This window comes from Acinetobacter sp. ACNIH2 (assembly GCF_002934965.1).
GTDB classification, from domain to species: Bacteria; Pseudomonadota; Gammaproteobacteria; order Pseudomonadales; family Moraxellaceae; genus Acinetobacter; species Acinetobacter tandoii.
Map to the genome: position 1 here is coordinate 2,062,067 of NZ_CP026412.1, position 26,072 is coordinate 2,088,138.

At 40.9% G+C, this 26,072-nt stretch carries 28 protein-coding genes; 22 read left to right on the forward strand and 6 right to left on the reverse strand.

What is annotated here, in order from left to right; all coding sequences use genetic code 11:
• Position 1: 1 nt before the first annotated feature.
• The 11 genes from rlmD to yjgA all read left to right on the forward strand — a co-directional run bounded on the left by rlmD (position 2) and on the right by yjgA (position 10,433).
• Positions 2–1,393, forward strand: a complete 1,392-nt coding sequence (gene rlmD, locus C3F34_RS09665; RefSeq protein ID WP_044738972.1) for a 23S rRNA (uracil(1939)-C(5))-methyltransferase RlmD — start codon at positions 2–4, stop codon at positions 1,391–1,393.
• Positions 1,394–1,422: 29 nt separating this feature from the next.
• Complete coding sequence (locus C3F34_RS09670; protein ID WP_044738971.1) at positions 1,423–3,729, forward strand: RelA/SpoT family protein; 2,307 nt, start codon at positions 1,423–1,425, stop codon at positions 3,727–3,729.
• Between the two features lie 75 nt (positions 3,730–3,804).
• A complete protein-coding gene (gene mazG / locus C3F34_RS09675) occupies positions 3,805–4,560 on the forward strand; it encodes a nucleoside triphosphate pyrophosphohydrolase (protein ID WP_044738970.1) in 756 nt (251 codons plus the stop codon).
• Between the two features lie 30 nt (positions 4,561–4,590).
• A complete protein-coding gene (locus C3F34_RS09680) occupies positions 4,591–4,989 on the forward strand; it encodes a ComEA family DNA-binding protein (RefSeq protein ID WP_104442329.1) in 399 nt (132 codons plus the stop codon).
• Between the two features lie 133 nt (positions 4,990–5,122).
• Positions 5,123–6,571 (forward strand): polynucleotide adenylyltransferase PcnB, encoded by a 1,449-nt coding sequence (gene pcnB / locus C3F34_RS09685; protein ID WP_044738968.1) that lies wholly within the window; start codon positions 5,123–5,125, stop codon positions 6,569–6,571.
• Complete coding sequence (gene folK, locus C3F34_RS09690; RefSeq protein WP_044738967.1) at positions 6,568–7,056, forward strand: 2-amino-4-hydroxy-6-hydroxymethyldihydropteridine diphosphokinase; 489 nt, start codon at positions 6,568–6,570, stop codon at positions 7,054–7,056. Before pcnB ends, folK begins: the two co-directional genes overlap by 4 nt.
• Before the next feature lie 42 nt (positions 7,057–7,098).
• Entirely contained in the window at positions 7,099–7,908 is an 810-nt protein-coding gene (gene panB, locus C3F34_RS09695) for a 3-methyl-2-oxobutanoate hydroxymethyltransferase (RefSeq protein WP_044738966.1), read from the forward strand.
• A 1-nt stretch (position 7,909) separates the two neighbouring features.
• Positions 7,910–8,758, forward strand: coding sequence for a pantoate--beta-alanine ligase (gene panC / locus C3F34_RS09700; RefSeq protein ID WP_104441475.1), 849 nt, complete (start codon positions 7,910–7,912; stop codon positions 8,756–8,758).
• Positions 8,759–8,779: 21 nt separating this feature from the next.
• Complete coding sequence (gene rapZ, locus C3F34_RS09705) at positions 8,780–9,631, forward strand: RNase adapter RapZ (protein ID WP_016166137.1); 852 nt, start codon at positions 8,780–8,782, stop codon at positions 9,629–9,631.
• Complete coding sequence (locus C3F34_RS09710) at positions 9,628–9,897, forward strand: HPr family phosphocarrier protein (RefSeq protein WP_016166136.1); 270 nt, start codon at positions 9,628–9,630, stop codon at positions 9,895–9,897. Before rapZ ends, C3F34_RS09710 begins: the two co-directional genes overlap by 4 nt.
• Positions 9,898–9,899: 2 nt before the next feature.
• A complete protein-coding gene (yjgA, locus tag C3F34_RS09715) occupies positions 9,900–10,433 on the forward strand; it encodes a ribosome biogenesis factor YjgA (protein WP_044738963.1) in 534 nt (177 codons plus the stop codon).
• Between the two features lie 75 nt (positions 10,434–10,508).
• Here yjgA and C3F34_RS09720 read toward each other — a convergent pair whose 3' ends face one another.
• Positions 10,509–12,152: an acyl-CoA synthetase gene (locus C3F34_RS09720; protein ID WP_016166134.1), complete on the reverse strand. Its 1,644-nt coding sequence runs from the start codon at positions 12,150–12,152 to the stop codon at positions 10,509–10,511.
• Positions 12,153–12,641: 489 nt separating this feature from the next.
• Between C3F34_RS09720 and thrS the strand changes: the two genes are divergently transcribed.
• The 3 genes from thrS to C3F34_RS09735 all read left to right on the forward strand — a co-directional run bounded on the left by thrS (position 12,642) and on the right by C3F34_RS09735 (position 16,102).
• The gene (gene thrS, locus C3F34_RS09725; protein ID WP_044738962.1) at positions 12,642–14,564 is read left to right on the forward strand and encodes a threonine--tRNA ligase; all 1,923 of its coding nucleotides are present in this window, start codon (positions 12,642–12,644) and stop codon (positions 14,562–14,564) included.
• 5 nt (positions 14,565–14,569) lie between these two features.
• Positions 14,570–15,121, forward strand: a complete 552-nt coding sequence (infC, locus tag C3F34_RS09730; RefSeq protein ID WP_081401218.1) for a translation initiation factor IF-3 — start codon at positions 14,570–14,572, stop codon at positions 15,119–15,121.
• A gap of 363 nt (positions 15,122–15,484) precedes the next feature.
• Positions 15,485–16,102 carry a glutathione S-transferase N-terminal domain-containing protein gene (locus tag C3F34_RS09735; RefSeq protein WP_044738960.1) on the forward strand — a complete coding sequence of 206 codons (618 nt, stop codon included), beginning with the start codon at positions 15,485–15,487 and terminating at the stop codon, positions 16,100–16,102.
• A 17-nt stretch (positions 16,103–16,119) separates the two neighbouring features.
• Here C3F34_RS09735 and C3F34_RS09740 read toward each other — a convergent pair whose 3' ends face one another.
• Both C3F34_RS09740 and C3F34_RS09745 read right to left on the reverse strand, forming a co-directional pair.
• Positions 16,120–16,410: a hypothetical protein gene (locus C3F34_RS09740; RefSeq protein WP_044738959.1), complete on the reverse strand. Its 291-nt coding sequence runs from the start codon at positions 16,408–16,410 to the stop codon at positions 16,120–16,122.
• 75 nt (positions 16,411–16,485) lie between these two features.
• On the reverse strand, positions 16,486–16,713 hold the full coding sequence (locus C3F34_RS09745) for a hypothetical protein (RefSeq protein ID WP_044738958.1): 228 nt from the start codon (positions 16,711–16,713) through the stop codon (positions 16,486–16,488).
• A gap of 103 nt (positions 16,714–16,816) precedes the next feature.
• On the opposite strand from C3F34_RS09745, the gene C3F34_RS09750 reads away from it, so the two are divergent.
• The gene (locus C3F34_RS09750) at positions 16,817–17,110 is read left to right on the forward strand and encodes a hypothetical protein (RefSeq protein WP_026441025.1); all 294 of its coding nucleotides are present in this window, start codon (positions 16,817–16,819) and stop codon (positions 17,108–17,110) included.
• Positions 17,111–17,114: 4 nt separating this feature from the next.
• Positions 17,115–17,543 carry a YqaA family protein gene (locus C3F34_RS09755; protein ID WP_044738957.1) on the forward strand — a complete coding sequence of 143 codons (429 nt, stop codon included), beginning with the start codon at positions 17,115–17,117 and terminating at the stop codon, positions 17,541–17,543.
• Positions 17,544–17,605: 62 nt separating this feature from the next.
• Here C3F34_RS09755 and C3F34_RS09760 read toward each other — a convergent pair whose 3' ends face one another.
• Both C3F34_RS09760 and C3F34_RS09765 read right to left on the reverse strand, forming a co-directional pair.
• Positions 17,606–18,343: a TonB family protein gene (locus tag C3F34_RS09760; RefSeq protein WP_044738956.1), complete on the reverse strand. Its 738-nt coding sequence runs from the start codon at positions 18,341–18,343 to the stop codon at positions 17,606–17,608.
• 105 nt (positions 18,344–18,448) lie between these two features.
• A complete protein-coding gene (locus tag C3F34_RS09765; protein WP_044738955.1) occupies positions 18,449–19,702 on the reverse strand; it encodes an MFS transporter in 1,254 nt (417 codons plus the stop codon).
• 236 nt (positions 19,703–19,938) lie between these two features.
• Between C3F34_RS09765 and rpmI the strand changes: the two genes are divergently transcribed.
• From rpmI to C3F34_RS09780, 3 genes are all read left to right on the forward strand, one after another.
• Positions 19,939–20,133 carry a 50S ribosomal protein L35 gene (rpmI, locus tag C3F34_RS09770; RefSeq protein ID WP_001096359.1) on the forward strand — a complete coding sequence of 65 codons (195 nt, stop codon included), beginning with the start codon at positions 19,939–19,941 and terminating at the stop codon, positions 20,131–20,133.
• Between the two features lie 12 nt (positions 20,134–20,145).
• Complete coding sequence (rplT, locus tag C3F34_RS09775) at positions 20,146–20,505, forward strand: 50S ribosomal protein L20 (protein WP_004675688.1); 360 nt, start codon at positions 20,146–20,148, stop codon at positions 20,503–20,505.
• A 151-nt stretch (positions 20,506–20,656) separates the two neighbouring features.
• A complete protein-coding gene (locus tag C3F34_RS09780; RefSeq protein ID WP_016166123.1) occupies positions 20,657–20,869 on the forward strand; it encodes a hypothetical protein in 213 nt (70 codons plus the stop codon).
• A gap of 121 nt (positions 20,870–20,990) precedes the next feature.
• On the opposite strand, the gene C3F34_RS09785 is transcribed toward C3F34_RS09780, so the two are convergent.
• A complete protein-coding gene (locus tag C3F34_RS09785; protein WP_044738954.1) occupies positions 20,991–22,019 on the reverse strand; it encodes a hypothetical protein in 1,029 nt (342 codons plus the stop codon).
• 155 nt (positions 22,020–22,174) lie between these two features.
• Between C3F34_RS09785 and pheS the strand changes: the two genes are divergently transcribed.
• The 3 genes from pheS (at position 22,175) to C3F34_RS09800 (ending at position 25,968) form a co-directional block, all read left to right on the forward strand.
• On the forward strand, positions 22,175–23,155 hold the full coding sequence (pheS, locus tag C3F34_RS09790; protein ID WP_016166121.1) for a phenylalanine--tRNA ligase subunit alpha: 981 nt from the start codon (positions 22,175–22,177) through the stop codon (positions 23,153–23,155).
• Positions 23,156–23,293: 138 nt separating this feature from the next.
• On the forward strand, positions 23,294–25,675 hold the full coding sequence (gene pheT, locus C3F34_RS09795) for a phenylalanine--tRNA ligase subunit beta (RefSeq protein ID WP_044738952.1): 2,382 nt from the start codon (positions 23,294–23,296) through the stop codon (positions 25,673–25,675).
• Entirely contained in the window at positions 25,672–25,968 is a 297-nt protein-coding gene (locus tag C3F34_RS09800; protein WP_016166119.1) for an integration host factor subunit alpha, read from the forward strand. Before pheT ends, C3F34_RS09800 begins: the two co-directional genes overlap by 4 nt.
• The last annotated feature ends 104 nt before the right edge of the window (positions 25,969–26,072 follow it).

Here is a 26,072-nt window from a genome sequence, read left to right on the forward strand (position 1 = left end):
CATGAAGCATCGCAAGCATACCCGTCCAAGTCAGCAACCAATTTATACTTTTCAGGTTGAGACTCTTTCGCATGAGGGACGAGGGATTGCCCATTATGGTACGGATGCCACACACCCTATCGAAAAGCACGGCAAGAAAGTCTTTATTGCTCAGGCATTACCTGGCGAAACGGTACGTGCCAGAATTACCCATAGTAATAAGCGCTTAGAAGAAGCCGATTGCGTGGAGGTATTGGGTACGCCATCAACGTTAAGAGTGAAGCCAGCCTGCCCGCATTTTCATGTCTGTGGGGGATGTAGCTTGCAGCATATTGAAAAAGATGAGCAAATTCGCTTTAAACAAGATGTGTTGAAATCACATTTACAGCACTTTGCAGGCTTGCAACCAGAACAATGGTTAGCACCTATTCGCTCTTTACGAGAAGATTACCGCCGTAAAGCCCGTATTGGTGTACGCTATTTCCCGCAACGTGATCAACTGATTGTCGGGTTTCGTGAAAAGCAAAGTAATAAATTAACGTCAATCGATCGTTGTTTAGTGCTTGATCAGGCTTTTGGTTCAATCACGCGCTTAAAACAGTTACTCCAAAGTCTAACAGCCAAAGCGGCGATTGGGCATATAGAATTGGCGATGGGGGATCAGGATATTGCCTTACTGATCCGCCATACAGAAAAATTATCGGACCATGATGTCAACCAATTAAAACAGTTTACGTTACAGAAACAATGGCAGTTGTATTTGCAGCCCGCAGGCCCAGAAAGTTTACAGCGTGTGGATCAAGCACAGGCTGAAATGCGTTTACATTATGCTTTAACTGACCTTGATGTGAATTTTAGCTTTAGTCCCCTAGATTTTACTCAGGTGAACTCAACTGTTAATCCACAAATGGTCAAGCTGGCATGTGAATTGCTTCAACTGCAACAAGGTGATCGTGTTTTAGATCTCTTTTGTGGACTTGGCAACTTTTCTTTACCCCTTGCACGTTGTGTTGGACCAACAGGACAGGTAATTGCGGTTGAAGGAAGTGATGAAATGGTACAACGAGGTCAGGACAACGCACGTCGTAATGCCATGACCAATATTGAATTCTTTTCACAAGATTTAACAAAAGATTTTTCGCATCATTCTTGGGCAAAACAGGGATTTGATGCATTATTGATAGACCCTCCACGTTCAGGCGCGGAAGAGGTAATGCATTATGTTCCTAAATTTAATGCAAAAAAAATCGTTTATGTATCATGTAATCCAGCAACATTGGCAAGGGATGCAGGTGTTTTGGCGCAACATGGCTATCGATTAAAAAAGGCGGGTGTGATGGATATGTTTACGCATACTGAACATGTCGAATCAATTGCCTTATTTGAGCAAGAAAAAGAGATAAACGATTTATAATATGAATGATCATTTCGTAGGAGAAGGGTATGGTCACAGTACGTGAGCAATTGCCTGGACGACTCAATGAGTTGTCTGAGGAAGCGACTGTAGAGCATGCCGAACAAGCTCAACTTGATTTAGCTGAATGGTTAGATCGAGTACGCAGCATTTTAGACGGGGCAGCGCTCAAACAACTCGAAGAAGTTGCAAAAGAGACTCTGCAAAAAGAGTTGGAATCCACAGTTAATCATCGATCGAACACCTTTTCCACAGGGATCGAAATGGCCGATATTTTGGCACATTTACACGTCGATGAAGATACCTTATCCGCTGCAATGTTGTACCGCAGTGTTCGTGAAGGACTCATGAGCATTGATTTTGTCCGTCAGCATTTTGGTGAGCAGGTATATAGCTTGGTGAAAGGTACCTTGTCCATGGGTAAACTTTCTGAGCTAATTGAACAAAATAAACGCTTAGAAGACCATTTTAATAATGATCAGCGTGAACATTTGACGGGCATCTACAAGATGTTAATTTCCGTCACTGAAGATGTTCGTGTTGTACTGATTAAACTGGCAGAACGTACTTATGCTTTACGTGAACTGGCAAAATCCTCACGTGAGCGTCAGGAACGTGTCGCACGAGAAATTTTGACCATTTATTCTCCACTGGCACACCGTTTGGGTATTGCGCAGTTAAAGTGGGAATTGGAAGATTTAGCCTTTCGTTATTTAGCACCAGAACGTTATAAAGAAATTGCTTCCTTACTGAATGAAAAGCGTTTAGAACGAGAACACTATATTCAGTTTGTGATTGATAAACTCAAAAATGAGTTAGCCGATCATGGTATTGAAGCTGAAATTAATGGGCGGGTGAAACACATCTATTCGATTTATCGGAAGATGAAAAGTAAGAACCTAAGCTTTGATCAGTTGTATGATATTCGCGCTGTACGGGTGTTGGTAAAATCTGTGCCTGAATGTTATCACTCGTTGGGCATTGTGCATCAAATTTGGCGACATATTCCGCATCAATTTGATGACTATATTACCAATCCAAAAGCCAATGGATATCGTTCTTTACACACGGCAGTGATTGCTGAAAACAAATCACTGGAAGTACAAATCCGTACCCGTGATATGCACGAAGAAGCTGAGTTGGGTGTGTGTTCGCACTTTAATTATAAAGAAGGCGCAAAAACTACCGATCATTCCTTTAACCATCGTTTGCACTCTTTGCGTGCCGTGCTGGAGCATTACCAAGAGCGTAATGATGCGAGTGCACATAAAGAAGATGAAGATTCTGAAAACTTTGAGCAAATTCAAGAGTTTGAGGATTTTGAGAAAATTTACGTGTTCAGTCGTGATGGTGATATTAAGGAATTGCCACGTGGTTCGACAGTGCTGGATTTTGCTTATCATGTACACACTGAAGTCGGCAATAAGTGTTATGCCGCACGTGTTAACCAACGTTACGTACCGCTCACTTACACCTTAAAAACAGGTGAACAAGTTGAGATTTTAACCAAGAAAGATCGTGAACCTAACCGTGACTGGTTGGTGAATTCTTTGGGGTATATCCGAACTGCACGTGCCCGCGATAAATTGCGTCATTGGTTCCGTCAGCAAGATCGCAGTAAGAATCTAGAAATTGGTCGTGACATTCTGAACAAAGAATTATCACGTTTGGCGATTCATCCTAAAAGTATCGATTTAAGTGACTACTGCAATCACTTTAATGTGAAAACAGGGGATGACATCCTGATTAACTTGGTGAGTGGTGATATTAGCCTGCATGCCTTGATGAATCAGGTCAATCGTCATATGCATCTGGATCAGGATGAACCTGAGCTGGTGCTCAAGCCTGCTTTGAATCCGCGTGCCAGCCATACCTTGTCGGCACACGGCATTCTGATTGATGGCTTGGACAATGTGGAATTGCATGTTGCACAATGCTGTCAGCCAGTCCATGGTGAATCGATTGGCGGCTATATCACTCTGAATCGTGGCGTCAGCATCCATAAAGTGGCGTGTCCTGACTACGTACGTATGATTGGTCAAGAACCTGAGCGTGCTGTAGAAGCAGATTGGGAAATGCAGCCTACACGCGGTCAAAGTGTACAGATTGTCGTCGAAGCTTATGACCGCCGTGGTTTGTTGAAAGATTTAACTCAAGTGATCTTCTCGGATCAAATCAATATTCGTCAGGTAAACACCATTTCTGAAGCTGATGGTATTGCCAATATGAAATTGTTGATTGAAGTGAAAGGTTTGGCACAATTATCGCGTTTGCTGGCACGATTGGAGCAGCAACCAGGTATCATTAGTGCGCGCCGCTTAATTCAAGGCAATTAAGTAAATTAAAAAGCCTGCCTAGAGCAGGCTTTTTATATATGTGGTTCATCAGAAAGGTTGAATAGAGAGTAAGCAATGGAACAACTATTGGCGGTCATGCAAGAATTACGTGAAAAATGCCCGTGGGATCAAAAGCAAACGCCTAATAGTTTAACGCCCTATGCGATTGAAGAAGCTTATGAAGTTGAGGCTGCAATTCGTTCTGGCGATATTCAACATATTAAAGAAGAACTGGGCGATTTGTTGCTCCAAGTGGTTTTTCAATCCCAAATGTACAGCGAGCAAGGTGCTTTTAATTTTCAGGATGTGGTACAAGGGATTACTGAAAAACTGATTCGCCGTCATCCACATGTTTTTCAGGCTGAACAGTTTAATCAGTTGACCGCAGAAGAAGTGTCGACTCTGTGGAAGCAAATTAAACAGCAAGAAAAACAAGGTAAGCCACAATCTCATTTAGATCAAATTAAGCATGGTCCAACTTTACAACAAGCAGAGCAGATCCAAAAAAATGCGGCGCAGATTGGTTTCGATTTTGCCAATGTGGCAGATGCTTATGCCAAATTAGAAGAAGAACTCGCTGAATTACAACAAGCAATCAAGCAACAAAATTCAAACGAAATACAAGCTGAATTGGGTGACTGTTTATTTTCTTTGATTAATGTTGGACGTAAACTAGGCGTCAATAATGAAATCGCCCTGTTGGGAACGATTGATAAATTTAGAACACGCTTTGCTTACATTGAAAATCAAGCACAATTGCAAAACAAAAGCGTAGAGCAATTATCCTTGGTTGAAATGGACCGATTATGGGAGCAGGCGAAAAACATATGACTTTATAATAAATACAGGCAACTTATGCAGATGAATTTTAACGCTATTCGATTATTGCGAATGGTGGTGTTGTTGACATTGACGATTTTTGGATTCGATCATGTAAATGCACAAAACTTTGATCAAGAATACTTGAACTGGAAAGCAAAACAGCAAGCACAAGATGCTCGGCTTGGTTCATCACGCACAGATGGAAGCTATTATCTTTCAAAACCCAGTTTAAATACGGTATCAGGCAATAAAATACGTTTGAACAGTGCAACATCAGAACAATTACAGCAACTTTCAGGTATCGGTGAGAAAAAAGCTGAAGCGATTTTACAATATCGACAACAACACGGAAAGTTCAAAACTGTGGATGAATTACAGCAGGTTAAAGGCATTGGACCGAAGCTCTTACAGAAAAACAAAGATCGATTAACTCTCTAGCGTTTGGTTTTGCAGAATTGCTATGCAATATTCAGTAATGCGTTGAGATAATCAAATTGCCCTTTGATTGTGTTAGAGATATGATTAGCACCATCTTAGATATTTTACGTTCAGGCGTAGGAGACAGCGTCTTTTGCAAACTTTGCGCGCGTCAAAATGTGGTTTATCCACCGCTCAACTTCCTGCTTCAATTCTTGATGTAATTGATGCCCTAACCAAAGCGGGCTACGAAGCTTATATCGTAGGGGGCGGTGTTCGCGACTTAATGTTGGGTCTTAATCCGAAGGATTATGATGCCGTGACCAATGCCACACCCTCACAAATTAAAGAAGTGTTCGGCCGTCGTTGCCGTATTATTGGCCGTCGTTTTGAATTGGCTCATGTCTATTCTGGACGTGAACTGATCGAAGTAGCGACGTTTCGGGCACCACCAAAAAAAGCAGTGACTTCCGCTGCGGGTATGATTCTGCGTGATAATAATTGGGGATCGATAGAGCAAGATTTTTCTCGTCGTGATTTTTCAATCAACGCACTTTATTATCAACCACGTAAAGATGTGGTGCTCGATTTTTGTCATGCTGTAGAAGATATCCAAAGTCGTACTTTGCGTTTATTGGGTGATCCTCAATTGCGTTTTGAGGAAGACCCTGTACGAATGTTGCGAGCATTACGTTTCTCGGCAAAATTAAAATTCAGTATCGATCCAAAAATTCTAGAGATTTTTACGCCTGAGCGTACACAACTTTTGCGTGATGTCTCACCGCATCGTCTTTATGATGAATCACAAAAATTATTTACCATGGGGCACTTGTACCAAGTATTGCCAATGTTGATTGATTTTGGCATTTGGCGTCAGCTATTTGCAGAGATTCGTCCTGAAATTACACCATTTATTGAGCGTGCGGCCAAAAATACTGATCAGCGCATTCAAATTGGCAAAACCATTAACCCTGCATTTTTTTATGCGGTGTTGTTATGGAAACCTTTTTTAGAGCGTTGCGATTTTTATTTGCAAAAAGGTGTAGTTCCTGCAGAAGCACGTGCTCAAGCGGGACTAGATGTGCTCAAGCGTCAAGCGACACGTACCGTGATTCCGCGTTTTGCTGAAACTTTCATTCGTGAAGTGTGGGAAATGCAAACACGTTTGTTAAACCCAAAACCACAGCAAATTGAAGCACTGTCTAACCATGCACGTTTCCGTGCAGGTTTTGACTTTTTATTGTTGCGTGAGAAATCAGGCGACAACACGACTCAATCTATGGGTAGTTGGTGGGATGCTTATCAACTGATGTCTAGCGACGAAAAAGAACGTGCGATTGGTCAGTATAATCGTCAACGTGCCAAAACGCGTCGTAAGGCAGCACAAGAAGAACCTGCTGAAACTAAGGTTGCTATTGAGATTGAACCTTTGGTACAAGAGCAAGAGCCACGCAGTCGTCGAAGCCGAAAAGCCAAAACTACAGAAACCACTTCTAGAACCTCAACTCAAGACGCGTCGGAATTGAGTCACGATCATCCTATTTTAAAGAGAAAACGGGTGAAACGTGATTTAAGCCAAGTTGTATTTGGGCCAACCCAATGAAGATTGTGAGCTATATCGGTTTAGGCAGTAATTTGGGTGATTCACGCCAAATTTTGACTGAAGCTGTTCAGAAGTTAGCAACATTGGGTGCTGTGAGTACATCTAAATTGTATCAAAGCCCGCCCATGGGTCCTCAAGATCAACCGCATTACTTTAATGCGGTAGCACGTTTGGAAACGGACTTGGCTGCTTTGGTTTTGCTAGATCAATTGCAGCAATTTGAGCAGGATGCAGGGCGAGTACGTCTGCGTCGTTGGGGGGAGCGGACTTTAGATCTAGACTTATTGCTGTATGGCGATGAGCAGATTCAACATGAGCGTTTGACCGTCCCACATGTTGGAATTTTAGAACGTGATTTTGTGGTTATTCCATTATTGGATTTAAATCCAAATTTACATATTCAGGGACACCGATTAGATCGCCTCGATTTATTACAGCACACAACATTAACTGAAGTGGCTGATCAGCATTGGGCCAACATTTAATAACAAAGGTATGTTCTAGGAACTTCTAGAGAGGAACATCTCATGATTAGTCTGAGTGACTTAAGACAATTTAAACAAGATGGACGTAAGTTTTCATGCCTCACTTGCTACGATGCGAGCATGGCAAAAGCAATGGAGCTTGCTGAAGTCGATACGATTTTAATTGGTGACTCTTTAGGGATGGCAATACAAGGTCGTGATTCAACTTTACCAGTAACTGTTGAAGACATGGCTTATCACACCGCGGCTGTGCGCCGTGGTAATCAACATGCGTTGATTATGACTGACTTACCATTTATGTCTTATGCGACGTTGAATGATGCATTGGTGAATGCGAAAACCGTGATGCAAGCGGGTGCGCAGATGGTCAAAATTGAAGGTGGTGCTTGGTTAAGTGAAACTGTAGAAGTATTGACCCGAAATGGTATTCCAGTCTGTGTGCATTTGGGCTTGACCCCTCAATCGGTCCATGTTTTAGGTGGTTATAAACTTCAAGCACGTTCACGCGAAGCCGCAGATAAGCTGCTTGCAGATTGTCAAGCAGTTGTCGATGCTGGTGCTGCGGTATTGCTACTCGAATGCGTGCCTGCACAGTTGGGTCAGGAAGTTACTGCACGCTTTCCGCATGTTCCAGTGATTGGTATTGGTGCAGGCGTCGAAACAGATGGACAAGTTTTAGTTGTACAAGATATGCTCGGTTTGACATTTGGACGCGTAGCCAAATTCGTGCGTAATTTTATGAAAGAGCAAGCCGGGGAAACTGCAATTTTAGATGCATTTAAGGCTTATCATGCCGCTGTGCTCGATCAATCATTCCCAGCAAAAGAACATACTTTTCAAGTAGAGCTGTAATATGAAAACTGAAACGACGATACAAGGCTTAGCGGCATCACTGCAACCCGCTCGTACTGCGCGAAAAATTATCGGCTTTGTTCCGACCATGGGGAATTTACACCAAGGACATTTGAACCTTGTACGCGAAGCTCGCAAACTCTGTGATGTGGTTGTGGTCAGTATCTTTGTCAATCCGATTCAATTTGGCCCGAATGAAGATTTTGATAATTACCCGCGTACTTTAGATCAAGACAGTCAGCTTTTGGCAGATGTCGGTTGTGACATTATTTTTGCACCTTCAGTCGAGCAAATGTATGGTAAGCAGCCACGTTTAACTAATATCAGTGTCTCAGAAATTACCAATGATTTGTGTGGTAAACAACGTCCTGGTCATTTTGATGGCGTGGCCGTTGTTGTGACCAAATTATTTAATATTGTACAACCGAATTATGCCTTCTTTGGACAGAAAGACTTTCAGCAGTTGGCGGTTATTCGTCAATTGGTGCGAGATTTGAATATTCCACTGGAAGTGATTGGCGTGCCGATTGCCCGTGCTGAAGACGGTTTGGCATTAAGTTCTCGCAATGGCTATTTAAGTGAAGAACAACGTAAAGTTGCGCCAAGCATTTTCAAAAGTTTAAAACATGCCGAAGCTGAATTGCAGCAAGGCACTGATTTAACAGAAGTGTTAGAGAATATTAAAACCACGTTGACAACAGCAGGTCTGGTTGTTGACTATGTGGAAGCACGTACACCACAATTACACGTGATTGATCAATTCAATCAAGATATTGTTTTGTTTGTGGCGGCAAAATTGGGCACAACCCGACTCATCGATAATTTGCAGGTTAAGCATACTGCAGCATAGAAACCAAGGAATAGCTTTGCCATGAAGCGCATTTTGATTGTGACAGGACAATCTGGTTCAGGTAAGTCATCTGCATTGCAGGTACTGGAAGATTTAGGTTATTACTGCATTGATAATTTGCCTTTGGCATTGCTGCCAGAGATTGTGGCAAAACTGGATCGTGAAAATAATCTCGAACAATTGGCCTTAGGGGTGGATGTTCGGAGTACGCGTGCAGATTTGCAGGAGTTTGATCATGTTTTTGAACAATTATTAAGACATGGTGCGGTCGATATTATTTATTTGACCACGCGGGATCAGGAGTTAATCGCACGATTTAGTGCTTCACGTCGCCCGCATCCATTGTCGAGTCGTTTTAAAAGTTTGAATGAGTGTATACAGGAAGAAAAAACCTTATTACTTCCGATACAATTACGCTCTACAGTACATATTGATACAACTGATAAAAGTGTGCATGATTTAAAGCATACTTTATTGTCTAAACTTGGACAGTCCGATAACTTAATTGTAATTTTGCAGTCATTTGGCTATAAACATGGCATCCCTTTAGATGCTGACTATGTCTTTGATGTGCGTCATTTACCAAATCCGCATTGGGATTTAGAGTTGCGGAAATATTCTGGTTTAGATGTGCCAGTACAAAATTTTTTGGAACAAAGTCCACAGACCAATGAAATGTTTAAAGACATTTATCATTTTTTGGACAAGTGGTTGCCTGCATTTGCTGAAGGGCATCGTCACTATATGACGATCTCCATTGGTTGTACAGGTGGACAGCATCGTTCTGTTTATATTGTGGATAGACTCAAAAAAGCGCTTGAAGCGAACTGGTCTATTCAAGTCCTACATCGAGAAATGAAGCACTGGTCATGATTGACACAACTGTTGACGTAATTAATAAACTAGGGTTACATGCGCGTGCATCTGGCAAACTCATTGAAGTAACCACCAAATTCAAATCATCTATTCAAATTGGAAAAGGTGATAAATTAGTCGATGCAAAGAACATTATGTCTTTACTGATGCTTGGCGCAGGTAAAGGCACCACTTTACGTTTAGTGATTGAAGGCGCAGATGAGGAAAAAGCCTTGTCTGAAGTTCAAGCACTATTTGCAGCAAAATTTTACGAGGCAGATTAACCGTGGCACGTCGACCGAACCGTTTTACTGACGAAGACTTCGAAACTTTAGAAGGACGCGCAAGTAAAACTGAACAAAAGAAAGCAGTTCAGCGTATGGCTGCTTTAGGTGAGCAGTTGGCGCAACTGAATCCAAAACAAATCCAGCAACTTCCTGTGGATGAGCGTTTAATTGATGCTATTTTGGATGCGCAAACCATTACCTCACATGAAGCGCGTCGTCGCCAATTTCAGCGTGTAGGTAAGTTGTTGCGCAATGAAGACGAGACCGTCATTTTGTCGTATTTAACCCCACAGCAGGGTGCAAAGAAAACTGCACAGTTACAGCGTTGGGTAGATCGAATTATTAAAGATGGTGATCCGATCATCAATGAATTCTGTAAAGTTCATAATGCTGCAGAACGTCATACGTTACGTCAACATGCTTTGCGTATTCACCGTGATATGGCTAAAAATTTGACGGAAGCTGAATTGGCAGAATCAAGACTGAAGTTATTTAACTATGTGCAGCAAGTGGCACTGTTGTCTGATAACTGATTTAAGTAAGTTATAAAAAAGCACTTCAAATGAAGTGCTTTTTTATTTGGGGTAAAGCCTTTGTTTAGGTATTACTTAGCCGAACTCACCGATAGAGCGCTCTTTAGCCCAATCGCGCAGTACGAATTTTTGTAGTTTACCCGTTGAGGTTTTTGGAATTTCCGTAATCACGACATCCTTAGGTACTTTAAAGCGTGCTAGATGTTCTTGGCAAAAGCTGATGATTTCTTCAGGAGTCACAGATTTCCCTTCTTTAAGTTCAATAAAGGCACAAGGGACTTCTTGCCAGCGTGGATCGGGTTTGGCTACCACAGCAGCAGTCAGAATGGCTGGATGTCGATATAGCACTTCTTCGACTTCTAAAGAAGAGATATTTTCGCCGCCTGAAATAATGACATCTTTGGAGCGGTCAGTAATTTTGGCATAACCATCAGGTTGGCAAACCGCCAAATCACCTGTATGGAACCATCCACCTTTAAACGCTTCTGCTGTAGCTTCTGGGTTTTTTAGATAGCCTTTCATGACAATATTGCCACGGAACATGATCTCACCCATGGTTGTTCCATCTTTAGGCACGGGTTCTAAGGTCTCTGGATCAAGAACTTTCATACCATCTTGTAGCGGATAAGGAACACCTTGACGCGAGTGAAGTTGAGCCTGTTCTTGAATACTTAATTCACTCCAACCTGCTTGAGAAGCACAAAGTGCTGAAGGTCCATAAGTTTCCGTGAGGCCATAGACATGGGTGACATTAATGCCAATATTGCGCATCCCTTCAATAATTGCAGCAGGCGGCGCTGCACCTGCCACCATGACTTCAACGCGATGTTCAAATTTAATTTGTTTTTGTTCTGGGGTGTTAATCAGCATAGATAAGACAATTGGAGCACCACAGAAATAATCGACCTGATGTTCAGCAATCAGTTTAAAAATGAGTTCAGAATCTACTTTGCGCAAACAAATATTAGTACCACCATTGGCTGCCATGGTCCAAGCAAAACACCATCCATTGCAATGGAATAAAGGAAGGGTCCATAAATAAGTCGCTCGAGGTGTCATACCGCAAGCGATAATGTTGCTCGCTGCATTAATATATGCTCCGCGATGGTGATAAACTACGCCTTTAGGATTACCTGTGGTGCCTGAGGTGTAGTTTAAGCTAATCGCATCCCATTCATCATTTGGTAAATGCCATTCAAATTCAGCATCGCCTTCTGCCAGCCAATCTTCGTATTCAATTTGCCCAATTGGGGTAGAAAAGCATTGCTCGTATTCTTCATCATCCACATCAATCACATAAATTGAATGGGAAACCAAGCTTAAAGCTTCTTTCGCCAGAACAGCAAATTCAGGATCAACCAAGAGGACTTTAGTTTCGGCATGCTCTAGCATGAACGCAATGGTCTTGGCATCTAAACGGGTATTAAGGGTATTCAATACCGCACCAATCATTGGTACAGCAAAATGAGCTTCAATCATCGCAGGAATATTGGGTAACAACACTGAAACCGTATCGTTTTTACCAATCCCTAATTTTTGCAACTGATGTGCAAACTGACGGCAACGATTATAGGTTTCTCGCCAACTAATATGTCGCTTGCCATGAATAATTGCATCTTGATGCGGATAAATATAAGCCGCACGCTCTAAATAGCGCAGTGGGGATAATGCAACAAAATTCGCAGGGGTGCGCGGTAGTTCATCATAGGCAGCGACCATCTAATAACTCCATGTATATTTATTATCATCGATGATTTAAAGATAAGCCTTTCATAATCGACATGCATTTATGCTTTAGTCGAGTGGTTGTTTATTTATAAGGTAATGAATTTTATGTAAAAATAATTAAAAAATACTATTTAGTGAATGTGAATTCATAAATATGATTAAATTCAATCATATATGAAAAAGTTAAATATGTGTTTATTTTTTAATCTTGTTTGTCAATATAGAAAACTCTTGCGGATAAAAATGTACATGCATGACATCAAGATTAAAAATCATTCCAATGGGTTCAAATGTATCAAAAATGACAATTTTCTGATTCGGATAAGATTTATAGAGCGAAAAGGTTTTATCCAACCCTGAACCCGTGTAAAATTCTTAGCAGTTTTTATCCACCGTTTTTATCTTTTGAGGTTTTACCTCGATCATAATCTCGCGGTGACATGCTCCATGGTACGGGGCATCACTCCTTAAGGATTTTCTATGCCTATTATTACTTTGCCAAATGGCGATCAAAAACAATTTGATCAAGCTGTTTCTGTAATGGACGTTGCTTTAAGCATTGGTCCAGGTCTTGCTAAAAATACTGTTGCAGGAAAGGTCGATGGTCGTTTAGTCGATGCATCAGACTTGATCACCACGGATGCAAGCCTTCAAATTATTACACCAAAAGATGATGAAGGCGTTGAAATCATTCGTCACTCTTGTGCGCACTTGGTAGGTCACGCAGTTAAGCAGCTTTTCCCAGAAGCAAAGATGGTGATTGGTCCAGTCATTGAAGAAGGTTTCTACTATGACATCTGGATGCCACGTCCATTTACATTAGATGACATGGCAGCAATCGAAGAGCGCATGAAAAAGCTCATCGACCAAGATTATGATGTCGTTAAAAAAATGACCCCGCGTGATGAAGTGATTGCAGAATTCACTGCGCGTGGCGAAGAATACAAATTACGCTTGATTGCGGACATGCCGAATGAAACTCAAATGGGCTTGTACTACCATCAAGACTATTTGGACATGTGCCGTGGTCCGCACGTGCCAAATACAAAATTCTTAAAATCATTCAAGCTCACTAAAATCTCTGGTGCTTACTGGCGCGGTGATGCGAAAAATGAACAGTTGCAACGTATCTACGGTACAGCATGGGCAGACAAGAAACAGCTTGCTGCTTATATTAAACGTATTGAAGAAGCTGAAAAGCGTGACCATCGTAAAATTGGTAAAGCTTTAGACTTGTTCCATATGCAAGAAGAAGCACCGGGTATGGTGTTCTGGCATCCAAATGGTTGGACTATTTACCAAGTGCTTGAACAATACATGCGTAAAGTTCAGCAAGACAATGGTTACCTCGAGATTAAAACGCCACAAATTGTAGACTTTACGCTGTGGGAAAAATCAGGTCATGCGGCAAACTATGCGGACAACATGTTTACGACTCATTCTGAAAGTCGCAACTATGCTGTGAAGCCAATGAACTGTCCTTGTCATGTGCAAGTATTTAACCAAGGTTTGAAATCTTACCGTGATTTACCAATTCGCTTAGCTGAATTTGGTTCGTGTCACCGTAATGAACCATCAGGTTCATTGCATGGCATTATGCGTGTACGTGGTTTTACCCAAGATGATGCTCATATCTTCTGTACTAAAGAGCAGATTGGACAAGAGGTTGCAGACTTTATTAAGCTCACTTTAGAGGTTTATAAAGACTTCGGCTTTGAAGAAGTGCAAATGAAGTTGTCTACACGCCCAGAAAAACGTGTGGGTGATGATGCACTTTGGGATATGGCGGAAAAATCTTTAGCAGACGCTTTAGATGCGGCAGGTCTTGCTTGGGATTTACAACCAGGTGAAGGGGCATTCTACGGTCCGAAAATTGAATTCTCGTTGAAAGACTGCTTAGGTCGTGTATGGCAATGTGGTACAATTCAATGTGACTTCAACTTGCCAGAGCGTTTAGACGCGTCATATGTCACTGAAGACAATGACCGTGATCAACCTGTAATGTTGCATCGTGCAATTCTTGGCAGTTTTGAACGTTTTATTGGTATACTTATTGAACACTATGCGGGCTTTATGCCACCTTGGTTAACACCAATTCAAGCATGTGTTATGAATATTACCGATTCTCAAGCGGAAGCTTGTGAGTCTGTGGTAGCGAAACTTAAAGAAAACGGTCTCCGTGCGATTTCAGACTTGAGAAATGAGAAAATCGGCTTTAAGATTCGTGAACGTACATTAGAGCGTATTCCTTACTTACTGGTTCTTGGAGATCGAGAAGTAGAGGAAGGTACTGTAAACGTCCGTACCCGCTCAGGAAAAAATTTGGGTACTATGTCAATCGACGCTTTCGTTGACTTAGTAAAAGCAGCCGTTGCCGAACGCGGCCGGTACATTGTGGAGTAACAGCGATTAAACAGCCTGACCGTAATCAACAGGGCGGTAACAAATCAAACCGTCCTGCTTTGAATGATGAAATTCGTGCGAAAGAAGTTCGTCTTGTAGACGAAAATGGTGAGCAAAAAGGTATTGTAAGTTTGGCAGATGCATTGCGCGCTGCTGAAAGTGTTGAGCTTGATCTTGTTGAGATCGTAGCAAATGCTGAACCACCAGTTTGTAAAATCATGGACTTCAATAAGCATTTGTTTGATCTGAAGCAAAAGCAGAAAGAAGCGAAGAAAAAACAGCATCAAGTACAGGTGAAAGAAATCAAACTCCGCCCTGGTACTGATGTTGGTGATTACAACGTAAAATTACGTGCAATTATCAAGTTCCTTGAAGAAGGCAATAAGGTAAAAATCACATTACGCTTCCGTGGTCGTGAAATGGCTCACCAACAGTTAGGTTTGGCTCAATTACAAAAAATTGAAGCAGATGTGGCTGAAGTTGGTATTGTAGAGCAAGCACCAAAAATGGAAGGTCGTCAAATGGGTATGTTACTTGGTCCTAAAAAGAAAAAGTAATGATCCTTTGATCTTAAAAAGCACTGCCTATGCAGTGCTTTTTTATTGCCTGAAGATTGGTTTGGTTCTAACGGGAGAGGAGAGCTTATAATCTCGCCTGAAACGCACATAAACCATCTATTTCCAGATGAATCTGAATATTATTGAACTGAGCTTGTTTTAGACTAAGAATATGCTCGGTTTGTGTTGTACAAAGTGGCTCTTATAGCTTGATTAGATTGGGAATATTCATGGTTTTATGCATTTGTGCGGCGTATTTTTATATGAATAAGTGCTAAACAGTTTATAAAATTACATCAAAATAATCATGTCTAATTATGCTATGGTGTATCCCAAAGAAGTGAATAAACAAAGGAAATAACAATGATCGACTTGTATTATTGGGGCACGCCCAACGGTCATAAAATTACGATTGCTTTAGAAGAAATGGGCTTGGAATATCAAATCTTCCCAGTCAATATTTTAGAAAATGATCAATTTCAGCCTGATTTTTTACGTATCTCGCCTAATAACAAAATTCCTGCCATTGTTGATCAAGATGGACCGAAAGGTGAGCCAATATCGGTATTTGAATCAGGCGCGATCTTGCAATATTTAGGTCGAAAAACAGGCTTGTATTATCCAACAGATGAACAAGAACGAGTGGAAGTTGAACAGTGGTTAATGTGGCAGATGGGCGGTTTAGGGCCAATGTTAGGGCAAAATCATCATTTTAGTCGCTTTGCACCTGAACGAATTCCCTATGCGACAGAACGTTACGTGAATGAAACTAAACGTTTATACGGCGTATTGAATAAGCAGTTGATTGGTCAAAAATATGTAGCTGGAGAATATTCGATTGCAGACATGGCAATATTACCGTGGATTTTGCGCTACGAGTGGCAGCAGATTCAATTAGAAGATTATCCTTATGTTAAGGAATATGTTGAGCGCTTGACCGCACGTCCAGCCGTTCAGAAGGCTTTAGCAATTAAAGTTTAAAGTTTTGGGTAGATAGTTTAAAAGCTATCTACCTCCACAAAAGTTATATTCCTAGCAGGCTTAAATTTATATATTTTGGATTTACGTTTCTCTGTTAATACTTCTTTTGCACGATAAAGTAAATCGCCATTTAGAGTGATGAACCAGTTATAAAATAGTGCACGTATATTGATACTTAGATGTCTGATTTTCTTAAGATTGCCATGAATTAAATCCTTAATTTGCTGTGTATTGAAATTGATATTCTCGAAACTATGTGCAAACTTATTTCTAATCTTTCTTAAGCCTTTCAAGTTGTTGGTATTCATTCTCCTCAATTAATCCTAATGCGTGACATAAAGGGATTTTTGACGAAAATTGACCTATGGGAGCATTGAATCCATTTAAAAGTTTTTTGCGGATTTTGAATCACTTAAGAATGAATACAGAATTTGCGTTAACTGCTCTTCGAGTATAGTGGCAGCAATTAAAGTTGCTCCGCGATCTGTTTCTGGATAAAACGATTGGATTTTTGAAGCATTTTCAAAAATTTCAGGGTGTTTTAATTTCATTTCGTCCTGATATTTGTTCCATTCATCCATGTGTTCTTCCTGTATTTGTGTTCGCATCATTGATAGGCGGTATCCTTTCTCAGGTTGAGTCCCTCAGTATGTTAATATCTGTTTCTTACCCAGCATTTTTTTTGTGATTTTCAAACCTGAAAATCAGTAGGTTGTGATGAAAGCATTTTTTTTAAATTTAACTCGAATTATTGAAGCAAATCCTAAAATTTATATCAGTATTATTGTCGGAATTGCAGGGTGTTGTATGCTATTCGTCGCAGAAGCAGTGCATGTTCAAAAAATTGTTGAGTTGCTCAATACTCGGGATCAAGCCATATTGCGGACTGCCATTGAGCCGATTGCAAATAAATATACTGTGGCGCGTAGTTTATTATTGGTGTTCTCATTTATTTGGTCAGGTTATGAATACTTAGTGACAAAGAAAAAGCTGGGTCTATCTTCATAACATTATGTGGACTTTAGGGCTTTTATTCCTTTCGGCCTTTGGTGCAGCCACTTTACTGCCTTTGCAGTCTGAGGCGGTGTTATTGGGATTGTTGGCAAATGGAGGTTATTCTGCGGGATTGCTGATAGCGATAGCCAGTATCGGTAATATTTTAGGCTCATGTGTCAATTGGTATTTGGGCTTTAAGATTGAACACTACAAGCATAAAAAATGGTTTCCCGTCTCTGAGCAGAACATGCTGCAAGCACAAAAAATTTATCAGAAATATGGTTTTTGGTCGTTATTGCTGAGCTGGATGCCAATTATTGGAGATCCTATTACCCTGATTGCTGGGCTGCTCAAAGAAAATTTTCTACGGTTTTTGTTGATGGTGTGTGTAGCGAAAACAGGCCGATATTTTGTACTTTACCTTGTTTTTGTCGGATGGTTTTAATTGCAAAAGCTGTTTTATCTATTAAAAGATAGGGAGGAAAACATGTCCTCCCTAGAGCTTACTTATGAGCATTGATTGAGTTTGAATTGAATTTCATCCTTAAAGCTCGATTTTTTATAGAGCCATAAGGTGCTAGCAGTACGCTTCACTTTAATCTGGCTTTTGGAAACCGCTTGTACAATATTTTGGTCAAGTGCATAAACACCAGAACCTTGATTGATTTTTACTTTCTTGACTGCACCGTGTTTATCTACTTTAAAGCTAAACTTGATTTTACGGTCATGTTGATTAAGCTCATCGCGACTCAGTTCAAGTTGGGGTTGAGTGCTGTAGGCAAATTTAACTTTTTGTTGCTGTTGTTGCGCCATCCAATTTTTCGAATTAAAGCTGTAGTTACAGTCTGATTGATCGTGTTCTAGACTTAAACTAAAGGTTTGATAACCAATAATCGGCAGCACGGTATCTTCAATTTTATAAGGTTGAACATGTGCCTGACGTACAGCTTGAACTAAAATTTCGTCTAAGTTTTTTAAACCAGTGCTTTCTTGAACACTGGCTTGGGTAATTTTTCCTGTTTCATCAGCATAAATACGCAAGATTGCCGCACGATTCTGCCCTTTTAAATCATCATTGTTATATTTTGGCTGCGGGAAAGTCGTCCATTGAATACGTGTGGTTAAATGGGCAGGTAGTGCAGTACTTTTTTGTACTACCAATTGTGAAGTTTTGGTTGTTTCTGCACTGTGGCTCTGTACAAAAGGGAAACTGAGAATCAGGGAAAAACAAAGCAGTTGTTTCATAAGGTTAGATAGGACATTCGTTCAAGAATGCTCATGCATAATGGTGGCTGAATTATCGCCCAGTATTTCCTGATTTGAAAATACTGGCAAGTCTAAATTCATGTTTTATTGGTCTTTTCTTTGGGTAATATCTACACCAAATAAATCGGAAGTTTTTAACCAACTCAGTCCCACCACAAGCATGGTCATACATCCGCCAAACACTGTCGCCATAACGGTGCCCATATATTTAGCTGCAAGCCCAGATTCGAAAGCACCTAATTCATTGCTACTGGACACAAACATACCGTTTACCGCTGCCACACGCCCACGCATATTTTCTGGTGGGTAAATTTGCAAAATGGTTTGTCGAACGACTACGGAAATGCTGTCACAGGCCCCCGTCATGGCTAAAGCAAATAAGGAAAGCCAGACATGATTGGAAAAGGCAAAGACGAGTGTGAAAAGCCCAAATCCAGCCACAGCCAGTAGCATATTGCGCCAAGCATGACGTGTCGGTGGAAATCGGGTCAGGGCAATTATGGTGATCAGCGCACCAATTGATGGAGCTGCGCGTAAATAACCCAAGCCTTCAGGACCAATTTTTAAGATGTCTTCAGCGAAAATAGGGAGGAGGGCAATTACACCGCCAAATAAAACAGAGACGAGATCAAGTGAAATCGCCCATAAGACAATTTTGGTTTTCCAGATAAAACGGAATCCGTCGCCTAAGCTGGCCCATAGATTTTCAGTTTCAATGCTGGGGAAGCTACGTTTTTGTAATAAGTTAATCAGGATAAAACAGAGGCTCAGCAATACAGCAACGCTAAGTAAACTGGTTTCTCGACCAAGAAATGCCAACATAAAACCGCCTAGCATTGGACCTAAAATTACACCGCTTTGCCAACCAATGGTGGTCCATGTAGCACCATTGGCATACAATTCACGTGGAATTAAAAATGGTTTTAATGAGGTGGCAGATGGGTTGTAAAATCCACGAATGGTGCCTAAAGCAAAAATAACAGCATAAATGCCCCAAGATAAGCTTGTTACACCAAGATACCCTAAGCCAAAAGCATGAAATAAGCTCCATAAAATGAGGGGCAGTGGTACTGCGAAGAACAGGCAGATTTTCATGATGTTTTGTTTGTTAAAACGATCAGCAAAATAACCACCCCATAGCGAAAGAGCAATAAAGGGAATGGCTTCGGCGAGTCCAATTAAACCAAGCGTTAGCGGATCTTTGGTAATTTTATAGAGTGAATATGCCACGATAATTTCTTGAATCAGAATGGCGAGGGTTAGGCAAAATTGATTTAAGGTTACAATTGAGAAATCGCGATAGCGTAATGCAGCAAAAGCATCAGGTGTTGGCTTCATAATATTTGGATTTTATCGTCATATGATTATTATAGAGGTAATTTTTTATGGTTAAACTAAATAATTGTCATATTTAAGACTAAACAAGTATTCAATTCTGAGAATGGATTTATTCCCTAATTAATACGGTTTTTGCTTTTGTTTTGTACAAAGATGATTTAGAATAGCGCCTTCCTTACCTGCAGGTCGTTTTGCAATGGTGCATACGTGCCGAACAGGTGTTTAAAGAGGTTGTTATGGCTAAGTTAAAAACTCGCCGTGGTGCAGCTAAACGTTTCAAAGCGACTGCAAACGGTTTCAAGCGTAAACAAGCGTTCAAACGCCACATTTTGACCAAAAAATCTGCTAAGCGTATTCGTCAATTACGCGGCTGTGTAATGGTTCACGTAAGTGACGTTGCTTCAGTTCGCCGTATGTGCCCATACATCTAAGGAGATTTATAAATGGCTCGTGTAAAACGTGGTGTACAGGCTCATCGCCGTCATAAAAAAATTCTTGCTCGTGCTAAAGGTTACTACGGTGCTCGTTCACGCGTTTATCGCGTAGCGTTCCAAGCAGTAATCAAAGCGGGTCAATACGCTTACCGTGACCGTCGTCAGAAGAAACGTCAATTCCGTGCTCTATGGATTGCGCGTATCAATGCTGGTGCTCGTCTAAACGGTTTGTCTTACAGCCGCATGATCGATGGCTTGAAAAAAGCTCAAGTGATCATCGACCGTCGCGTACTTGCTGACATCGCTATGCATGATGCAGTTGCATTTGCTGCTTTAGCTGAAAAAGCTAAAGGCGCATTAGCTGCTTAATCATCTTCCGATGATTTAAAAAAGACCGCTTTATGCGGTCTTTTTTATTGCGTAATTTTTATGGAAAGGACTGGTGTTACATAATTTATCTTTAAATGAACAGGACTTAGTTGCCTAATAAAAACAAGTCATTATAAAAAGGAATAGGGCGATGCTTGCGGAAATTGTTGGTGTGGATCAGGCGCGGATCACTGTAAAGCTAGAAATGATTCCAAGAATTGGTGAATCTGTCAAAATTATGTATGGACCCGATGCACAGTTAGAAGGAGAGGTGGTCGCGGTACAGCATTATATCAATCAGCATGCCGATGAGCACAAAGTGCGCATTGAGATACGCCCCTTTAATTTGTTGATTACCTCCTGATCTAATTTGTTTTTACTGTACTTTTATAAAGTTTTAGAAAAGTAGGTTTTTGACTCAACTGATTGACTTAATTATTTATTATGAATTAAAACAAGGCCACATGATGTGGCCTTTGATGTTTTTATAAACCAAAATAATAAGCCGCAATACAAATAATGACGGTAATCAGGATGAGCTTGAATACGGCAGAAGAACCAATTTTATGAGGGTGATGCGGCGTGGATGATGTTGACGTTGTAGTTGTAGCAGAGGCACCTTCTAAGGGATTATTAATCACAATCGAAGTTAGTTGCGCTGTTTGATAGTGGTTGGCAACTTTCACAATAAATTTGGCTTGAAGATCTTCGAGTTTTTGCGAAAAATGGCGTAGGTTAAGTTGCTCATCAGCACTGAGAAGCGAGCCATCTTCGTGTTGAGGGTGTTGTAATTTATTTTGGATGTAATGATTGAGTGCTTCGAGTCGGTAAAGAGATTTATGTGCAAAATCAGCAGGATAATCCGTCGGGATTAAAGCAAGTTTCTGTAAATCAAATCCACTTTCAGCTTCAGTATTTGTTTTTCTAACATATCCATAATATGGCAGATTTGACTGCGTTGGTTCGACAAAACCTTGAGCAAGCGGGCTATTAAAGAGTTCTGTTTGGGTATAGCTTTGAATATCATCCCAATTTGGGCGTTGTAAGTCTGCATCAATGCGTTTAGCAAGTTTAGAGTTCAGTTCAAAGCGCCAAAAAGTTTCCTGACGTAAAGGGTTTTGCTGTGGGATTGGTGCTTCAAAATCATTGTCTGCATTATACCATTCCGCTAATTCTTTACCTAAAATCCAAGCAGTTTTTTTATTGGCTTCATGGCTGACAATGAAATGGGCAAAAGGGAGTAGCTCAACATTGGCATTCGGATTTTGTTCATCATTTAATAGACTTGAACTGTGTAAGCTTAGGTGTTTGGTGCCCTGTTTTTTGAGACCTTCTAGCCAAATTTGAAAATGCTGAGCCAGTAAATGCTGTGAGATAAGATCTCGAAAGGCGAGGAGGTGCTGATCAAAAATAGGATGCTGTTTCCAACGATTAAAACTCAGCTCTTTATTGAGGAATTCATTGCCATAAGTAACGAGGGTGAGCTGTTGTTTCCAAATTTGATCGAGGGCCATAGATATTGATCTCTTTGCAAGTGGGTTTATCTTATACTTTTTCTAATTTCGGATGTTAATCAAATTTTCCTTAATTGGAAACGCATCAATCTTGTTAAAAACTGATAGAATATCGGGTTTTATCTTATTATTAAACTGTTGCTTTGAGAGTTACTATGTCACTGGAAGCCCTGACCACCGAAGCGCTTGCTGCCATTGCAGCAGCTCAAGACCTTGCCGCCCTCGATTTGGTTCGTGTGCAATTTACAGGGAAAAAGAGCCAGCTTGCAGAACAATCGAAAGCCTTGGGTAAAATGGACCCTGAGGAGCGTAAAGTTCAGGGTGCTGCAATTCATGCTGTGCGTGAAGCGATCAATGCGGCATTGACTGAACGTCAAACACAATTACAAAAAGCGGCGTTAGAACAACAGCTTGCAAGTGAAACGATTGATATTACTTTGCCTGGGCGTGGTCAAACCATCGGAAGTATTCACCCAGTTACCCAAGTTCAGGAACGTATTTGCCAGTTCTTTACGAAAGCAGGATTTACTGTTGCGACAGGCCCAGAAGTTGAAGATGACTATCATAACTTTGAAGCGTTAAATATTCCGGGGCATCACCCTGCTCGTGCGATGCACGATACATTCTATTTTGATGCAAACCATTTGTTGCGTACACATACTTCAGGCGTTCAAATTCGTACTATGGAAACTACGCAACCGCCAATTCGTATTGTATGTCCAGGTCGTGTATATCGCTGTGACTCAGATCAAACGCATTCGCCAATGTTCCATCAAATTGAAGGTTTATACGTTGCAGAAAATACCAGCTTTGCGGAACTGAAAGGTTTATTGGTCAATTTGCTGAACGAATTCTTTGAAAAAGATTTGAAAGTTCGTTTCCGTCCATCTTACTTTCCATTTACAGAGCCGAGTGCAGAAGTGGATATTATGGATGAGCGTGGCAAGTGGTTAGAGGTTTTGGGTTGCGGTATGGTGCACCCAAATGTTTTACAAGCTGCGGGTATCGATCCTGAAAAATATAAAGGCTTTGCATTTGGTCTGGGTGTAGAACGTTTTGCTATGTTGCGTTATGGCATCAACGACTTGCGTATGTTCTATCAAAATGATGTGCGTTTCCTACGCCAATTTGCTTAATAGTTTAAACAGTTATTTGAGATTTATTGAAATCCCCCCTAAATCCCCCTTTATAAAGGGGGACTAGTCTACCTAAAACGGTAGTGTGTTTTTCCCTCTTTTAAAAGAGGGTTAGGGGAGATTAAGGACATTGAATTTATGAAAATTAGCGAAAATTGGTTGCGCACATGGGTCAACCCAGCTATTGATGGCGAAACGTTATCTGATCAATTGACCATGCTAGGTCTAGAAGTTGATGATTTATCTCCTGCAGCAAAACCATTTACAGGTGTTGTAGTAGGTGAAGTGCTTACCGTGGAACAACATCCTGACGCAGACCGTTTACGTGTCACTACCGTAAATATTGGTTCAGGTGAGCCTTTGCAAATTGTATGTGGTGCACCGAATGTTCGCGTGGGAATGAAAGCTCCTGTAGCGACAATTGGTGCAGTGCTACCAGGCGATTTTAAAATTAAAAAAGGCAAATTGCGTGGTATTGAGTCACAAGGGATGTTGTGTGGTGCTTCGGAAATTGATCTAGAAGATAAAATTGATGGTCTTTTAGAGCTTCCAGCGGATGCACCTGTTGGTGGAAATATCCGCGAATATCTAGACTTAGATGATCATGTGATTGATATCAGCATTACGCCAAACCGTGGCGACTGCTTCAGTATTCGTGGTATTGCACGTGAAATTGCAGTCATTAACCAAATGACTGCGGTTGCGCCAGAGATTAAAGAAGTAGTTGCGACTATTGCAGATGAGAAAAAAGTTGTTGTCACTACTGAAGGTTGCCCGCGTTATTTAGGTCGCGTAATCAAAAACGTAAATACCAAAGCACCAACACCAGAATGGATGGAGCGTGCGCTTGCGCGTTCGGGTATTCGTCAGCACAGTATTTTGGTTGATATTACCAACTATGTGTTGATGGAGTTGGGTCAACCATTACATGCATTTGATGGCGGAAAAGTTCAAGGTGCAGTTCACGTGCGTCAAGCAACAGCAGCGGAAAAATTGGTGCTGTTAAATGAACAAGAAGTTGAACTTAATGAAAAAGTAATGATTATTGCTGATGATGAAAAAGCATTGGCAATAGCGGGTATCATGGGTGGTTTATCATCTTCGGTAACCGATGAAACGACTGAAATTTTCTTGGAATCTGCATTCTTCGCGCCGTTACATATTGCTGGTCGTGCGCGTAGTTTTGGTCTGCATACTGATGCGTCACAGCGTTATGAACGTGGCGTAGACTTTGAATTACCAATGATAGCAATGCATCGTGCATCACAATTGATTGCTGAGCTTGCTGGTGGTGAATTTGGTCCGATTACTGTTGCAGAACAAGCAGAAGTTTTGCCTAAGCGTGAAGCGATTGAGCTTAAGCAGGCACAAGTCGATCAACTGTTGGGTTATCGTGTAGAAGGTGAATTTATTGCTGATGCATTAACCCGTTTAGGTTGTATTGTGACGGTTAAGGCTGAAGGTCAGTGGTCTGTTGTTCCACCATCACACCGTTACGACATGGCAATTTACCAAGACTTAATTGAAGAAGTTGCCCGTATTCACGGTTATGACAATATTCAAATCAGCCTACCTGTAATTGATGCACAACTTGCCAAGTATCAAGATCAATTTGAAATCGCACAATTACGTCAGACTTTAGTGACTTTGGGTTATCAAGAGGCGATTAGTTTTAGCTTTGCTGATTTGAAACTTGAAAAACAGCTCAATCCAGCGGTTAATCCATTGGCCTTGGCAAACCCAATTTCAAGTGATTTGGCTGTTATGCGCTCAACATTGCTTTCAAGTTTAATTCCTTGTGTGCAATACAATATTAACCGCCAACAAAGTCGTGTGCGTTTCTTTGAGTTGGGTTTGCGTTTTGACTATCAAGATGCCAATAACATCCATGATTTAAAACAGATTCCAACATTAGCCATGATTGCTGTAGGTGCGAAGCAAGCAGAATCTTGGCATGCAAAACCACAAGCAATGGATTTCTTTGACTTTAAAGGTGAAGTGGAAGAACTATTGGCAGCAGGCCGTATCAAAGTGGAATATACTCGTTCTGAGCGAGTTTGGTTACATCCAGGCCAGTCAGCGGAAATTATAGTGGATGGTCAATCAATTGGTTATTTAGGTCGTTTACACCCAACGCTAGAAGCAGAATTAGATTTGGGTACAACTTGGGTGGCTGAACTTGATCAAAAGGCACTTTTGCAAACTTATGTATCTAATTTTACAGAATTATCACGTTTTCCATCGGTTAGACGTGATATTGCGCTTTTAATTAGTGATAAGATTAATATTGGTGAAATTCAGCAACTTATCACTAAAACTGGTGGGGAGCTGTTAAACTCGAATTGGCTCTTCGATGTATATACAGGACAAGGGGTTGAAGCAGGTAAACGCTCATTGGCATTTGCACTGTTATGGCAACATCCTTCACGAACATTAGAAGATGCCGAAATCAAATCGGGTATGGATACAATCATTGAAGTGTTGCAAAACACTTATCAGGCGACATTGAGGGCTTCATGACAGCATTAACTAAAGCAGAAATGGCTGATCATTTAAGTGAGCTCACGAGTTTAAACCGTCGTGAAGCAAAACAAATGGTCGAATTATTCTTTGATGAAATAAGCCAAGCGCTTATTTCTGGAGAACAAGTTAAACTTTCGGGTTTCGGGAACTTTGAGTTGCGTGATAAGCGTCAACGACCAGGTAGAAATCCTAAAACGGGTGAAGAAATTCCGATTTCTGCCCGCCGTGTTGTAACATTTCGCGCAGGTCAGAAGTTTAGACAGCGTGTTGGGAAAGAGCAGATCGATTGATCTGCTTTTTTTATTATTGTGAGATTAATCTGATTTGTTGAAATTATTGATATTCTGCCGTGTGCAGTAAATTTCAGACATAAAAAAAAGAGAGAACGTAAGTT

What these genes read in the sequence shown, in the direction of transcription:
- mazG (WP_044738970.1), top strand. Translation starts at nt 3,805, where the DNA reads ATGGAACAACTATTGGCGGTCATGCAAGAATTACGTGAAAAATGCCCG.
- C3F34_RS09785 (WP_044738954.1), bottom strand. Translation starts at nt 22,019, where the DNA reads ATGGCCCTCGATCAAATTTGGAAACAACAGCTCACCCTCGTTACTTAT.
- rapZ (WP_016166137.1), top strand. Translation starts at nt 8,780, where the DNA reads ATGAAGCGCATTTTGATTGTGACAGGACAATCTGGTTCAGGTAAGTCA.
- C3F34_RS09710 (WP_016166136.1), top strand. Translation starts at nt 9,628, where the DNA reads ATGATTGACACAACTGTTGACGTAATTAATAAACTAGGGTTACATGCG.
- C3F34_RS09670 (WP_044738971.1), top strand. Translation starts at nt 1,423, where the DNA reads ATGGTCACAGTACGTGAGCAATTGCCTGGACGACTCAATGAGTTGTCT.
- rpmI (WP_001096359.1), top strand. Translation starts at nt 19,939, where the DNA reads ATGGCTAAGTTAAAAACTCGCCGTGGTGCAGCTAAACGTTTCAAAGCG.
- C3F34_RS09760 (WP_044738956.1), bottom strand. Translation starts at nt 18,343, where the DNA reads ATGAAACAACTGCTTTGTTTTTCCCTGATTCTCAGTTTCCCTTTTGTA.
- rplT (WP_004675688.1), top strand. Translation starts at nt 20,146, where the DNA reads ATGGCTCGTGTAAAACGTGGTGTACAGGCTCATCGCCGTCATAAAAAA.
- C3F34_RS09680 (WP_104442329.1), top strand. Translation starts at nt 4,591, where the DNA reads ATGAATTTTAACGCTATTCGATTATTGCGAATGGTGGTGTTGTTGACA.
- pheS (WP_016166121.1), top strand. Translation starts at nt 22,175, where the DNA reads ATGTCACTGGAAGCCCTGACCACCGAAGCGCTTGCTGCCATTGCAGCA.
- folK (WP_044738967.1), top strand. Translation starts at nt 6,568, where the DNA reads ATGAAGATTGTGAGCTATATCGGTTTAGGCAGTAATTTGGGTGATTCA.
- C3F34_RS09745 (WP_044738958.1), bottom strand. Translation starts at nt 16,713, where the DNA reads ATGATGCGAACACAAATACAGGAAGAACACATGGATGAATGGAACAAA.
- C3F34_RS09800 (WP_016166119.1), top strand. Translation starts at nt 25,672, where the DNA reads ATGACAGCATTAACTAAAGCAGAAATGGCTGATCATTTAAGTGAGCTC.
- C3F34_RS09780 (WP_016166123.1), top strand. Translation starts at nt 20,657, where the DNA reads ATGCTTGCGGAAATTGTTGGTGTGGATCAGGCGCGGATCACTGTAAAG.
- C3F34_RS09755 (WP_044738957.1), top strand. Translation starts at nt 17,115, where the DNA reads ATGTGGACTTTAGGGCTTTTATTCCTTTCGGCCTTTGGTGCAGCCACT.
- pheT (WP_044738952.1), top strand. Translation starts at nt 23,294, where the DNA reads ATGAAAATTAGCGAAAATTGGTTGCGCACATGGGTCAACCCAGCTATT.
- C3F34_RS09735 (WP_044738960.1), top strand. Translation starts at nt 15,485, where the DNA reads ATGATCGACTTGTATTATTGGGGCACGCCCAACGGTCATAAAATTACG.
- panC (WP_104441475.1), top strand. Translation starts at nt 7,910, where the DNA reads ATGAAAACTGAAACGACGATACAAGGCTTAGCGGCATCACTGCAACCC.
- thrS (WP_044738962.1), top strand. Translation starts at nt 12,642, where the DNA reads ATGCCTATTATTACTTTGCCAAATGGCGATCAAAAACAATTTGATCAA.
- rlmD (WP_044738972.1), top strand. Translation starts at nt 2, where the DNA reads ATGAAGCATCGCAAGCATACCCGTCCAAGTCAGCAACCAATTTATACT.
- C3F34_RS09740 (WP_044738959.1), bottom strand. Translation starts at nt 16,410, where the DNA reads ATGAATACCAACAACTTGAAAGGCTTAAGAAAGATTAGAAATAAGTTT.
- C3F34_RS09720 (WP_016166134.1), bottom strand. Translation starts at nt 12,152, where the DNA reads ATGGTCGCTGCCTATGATGAACTACCGCGCACCCCTGCGAATTTTGTT.
- panB (WP_044738966.1), top strand. Translation starts at nt 7,099, where the DNA reads ATGATTAGTCTGAGTGACTTAAGACAATTTAAACAAGATGGACGTAAG.
- C3F34_RS09765 (WP_044738955.1), bottom strand. Translation starts at nt 19,702, where the DNA reads ATGAAGCCAACACCTGATGCTTTTGCTGCATTACGCTATCGCGATTTC.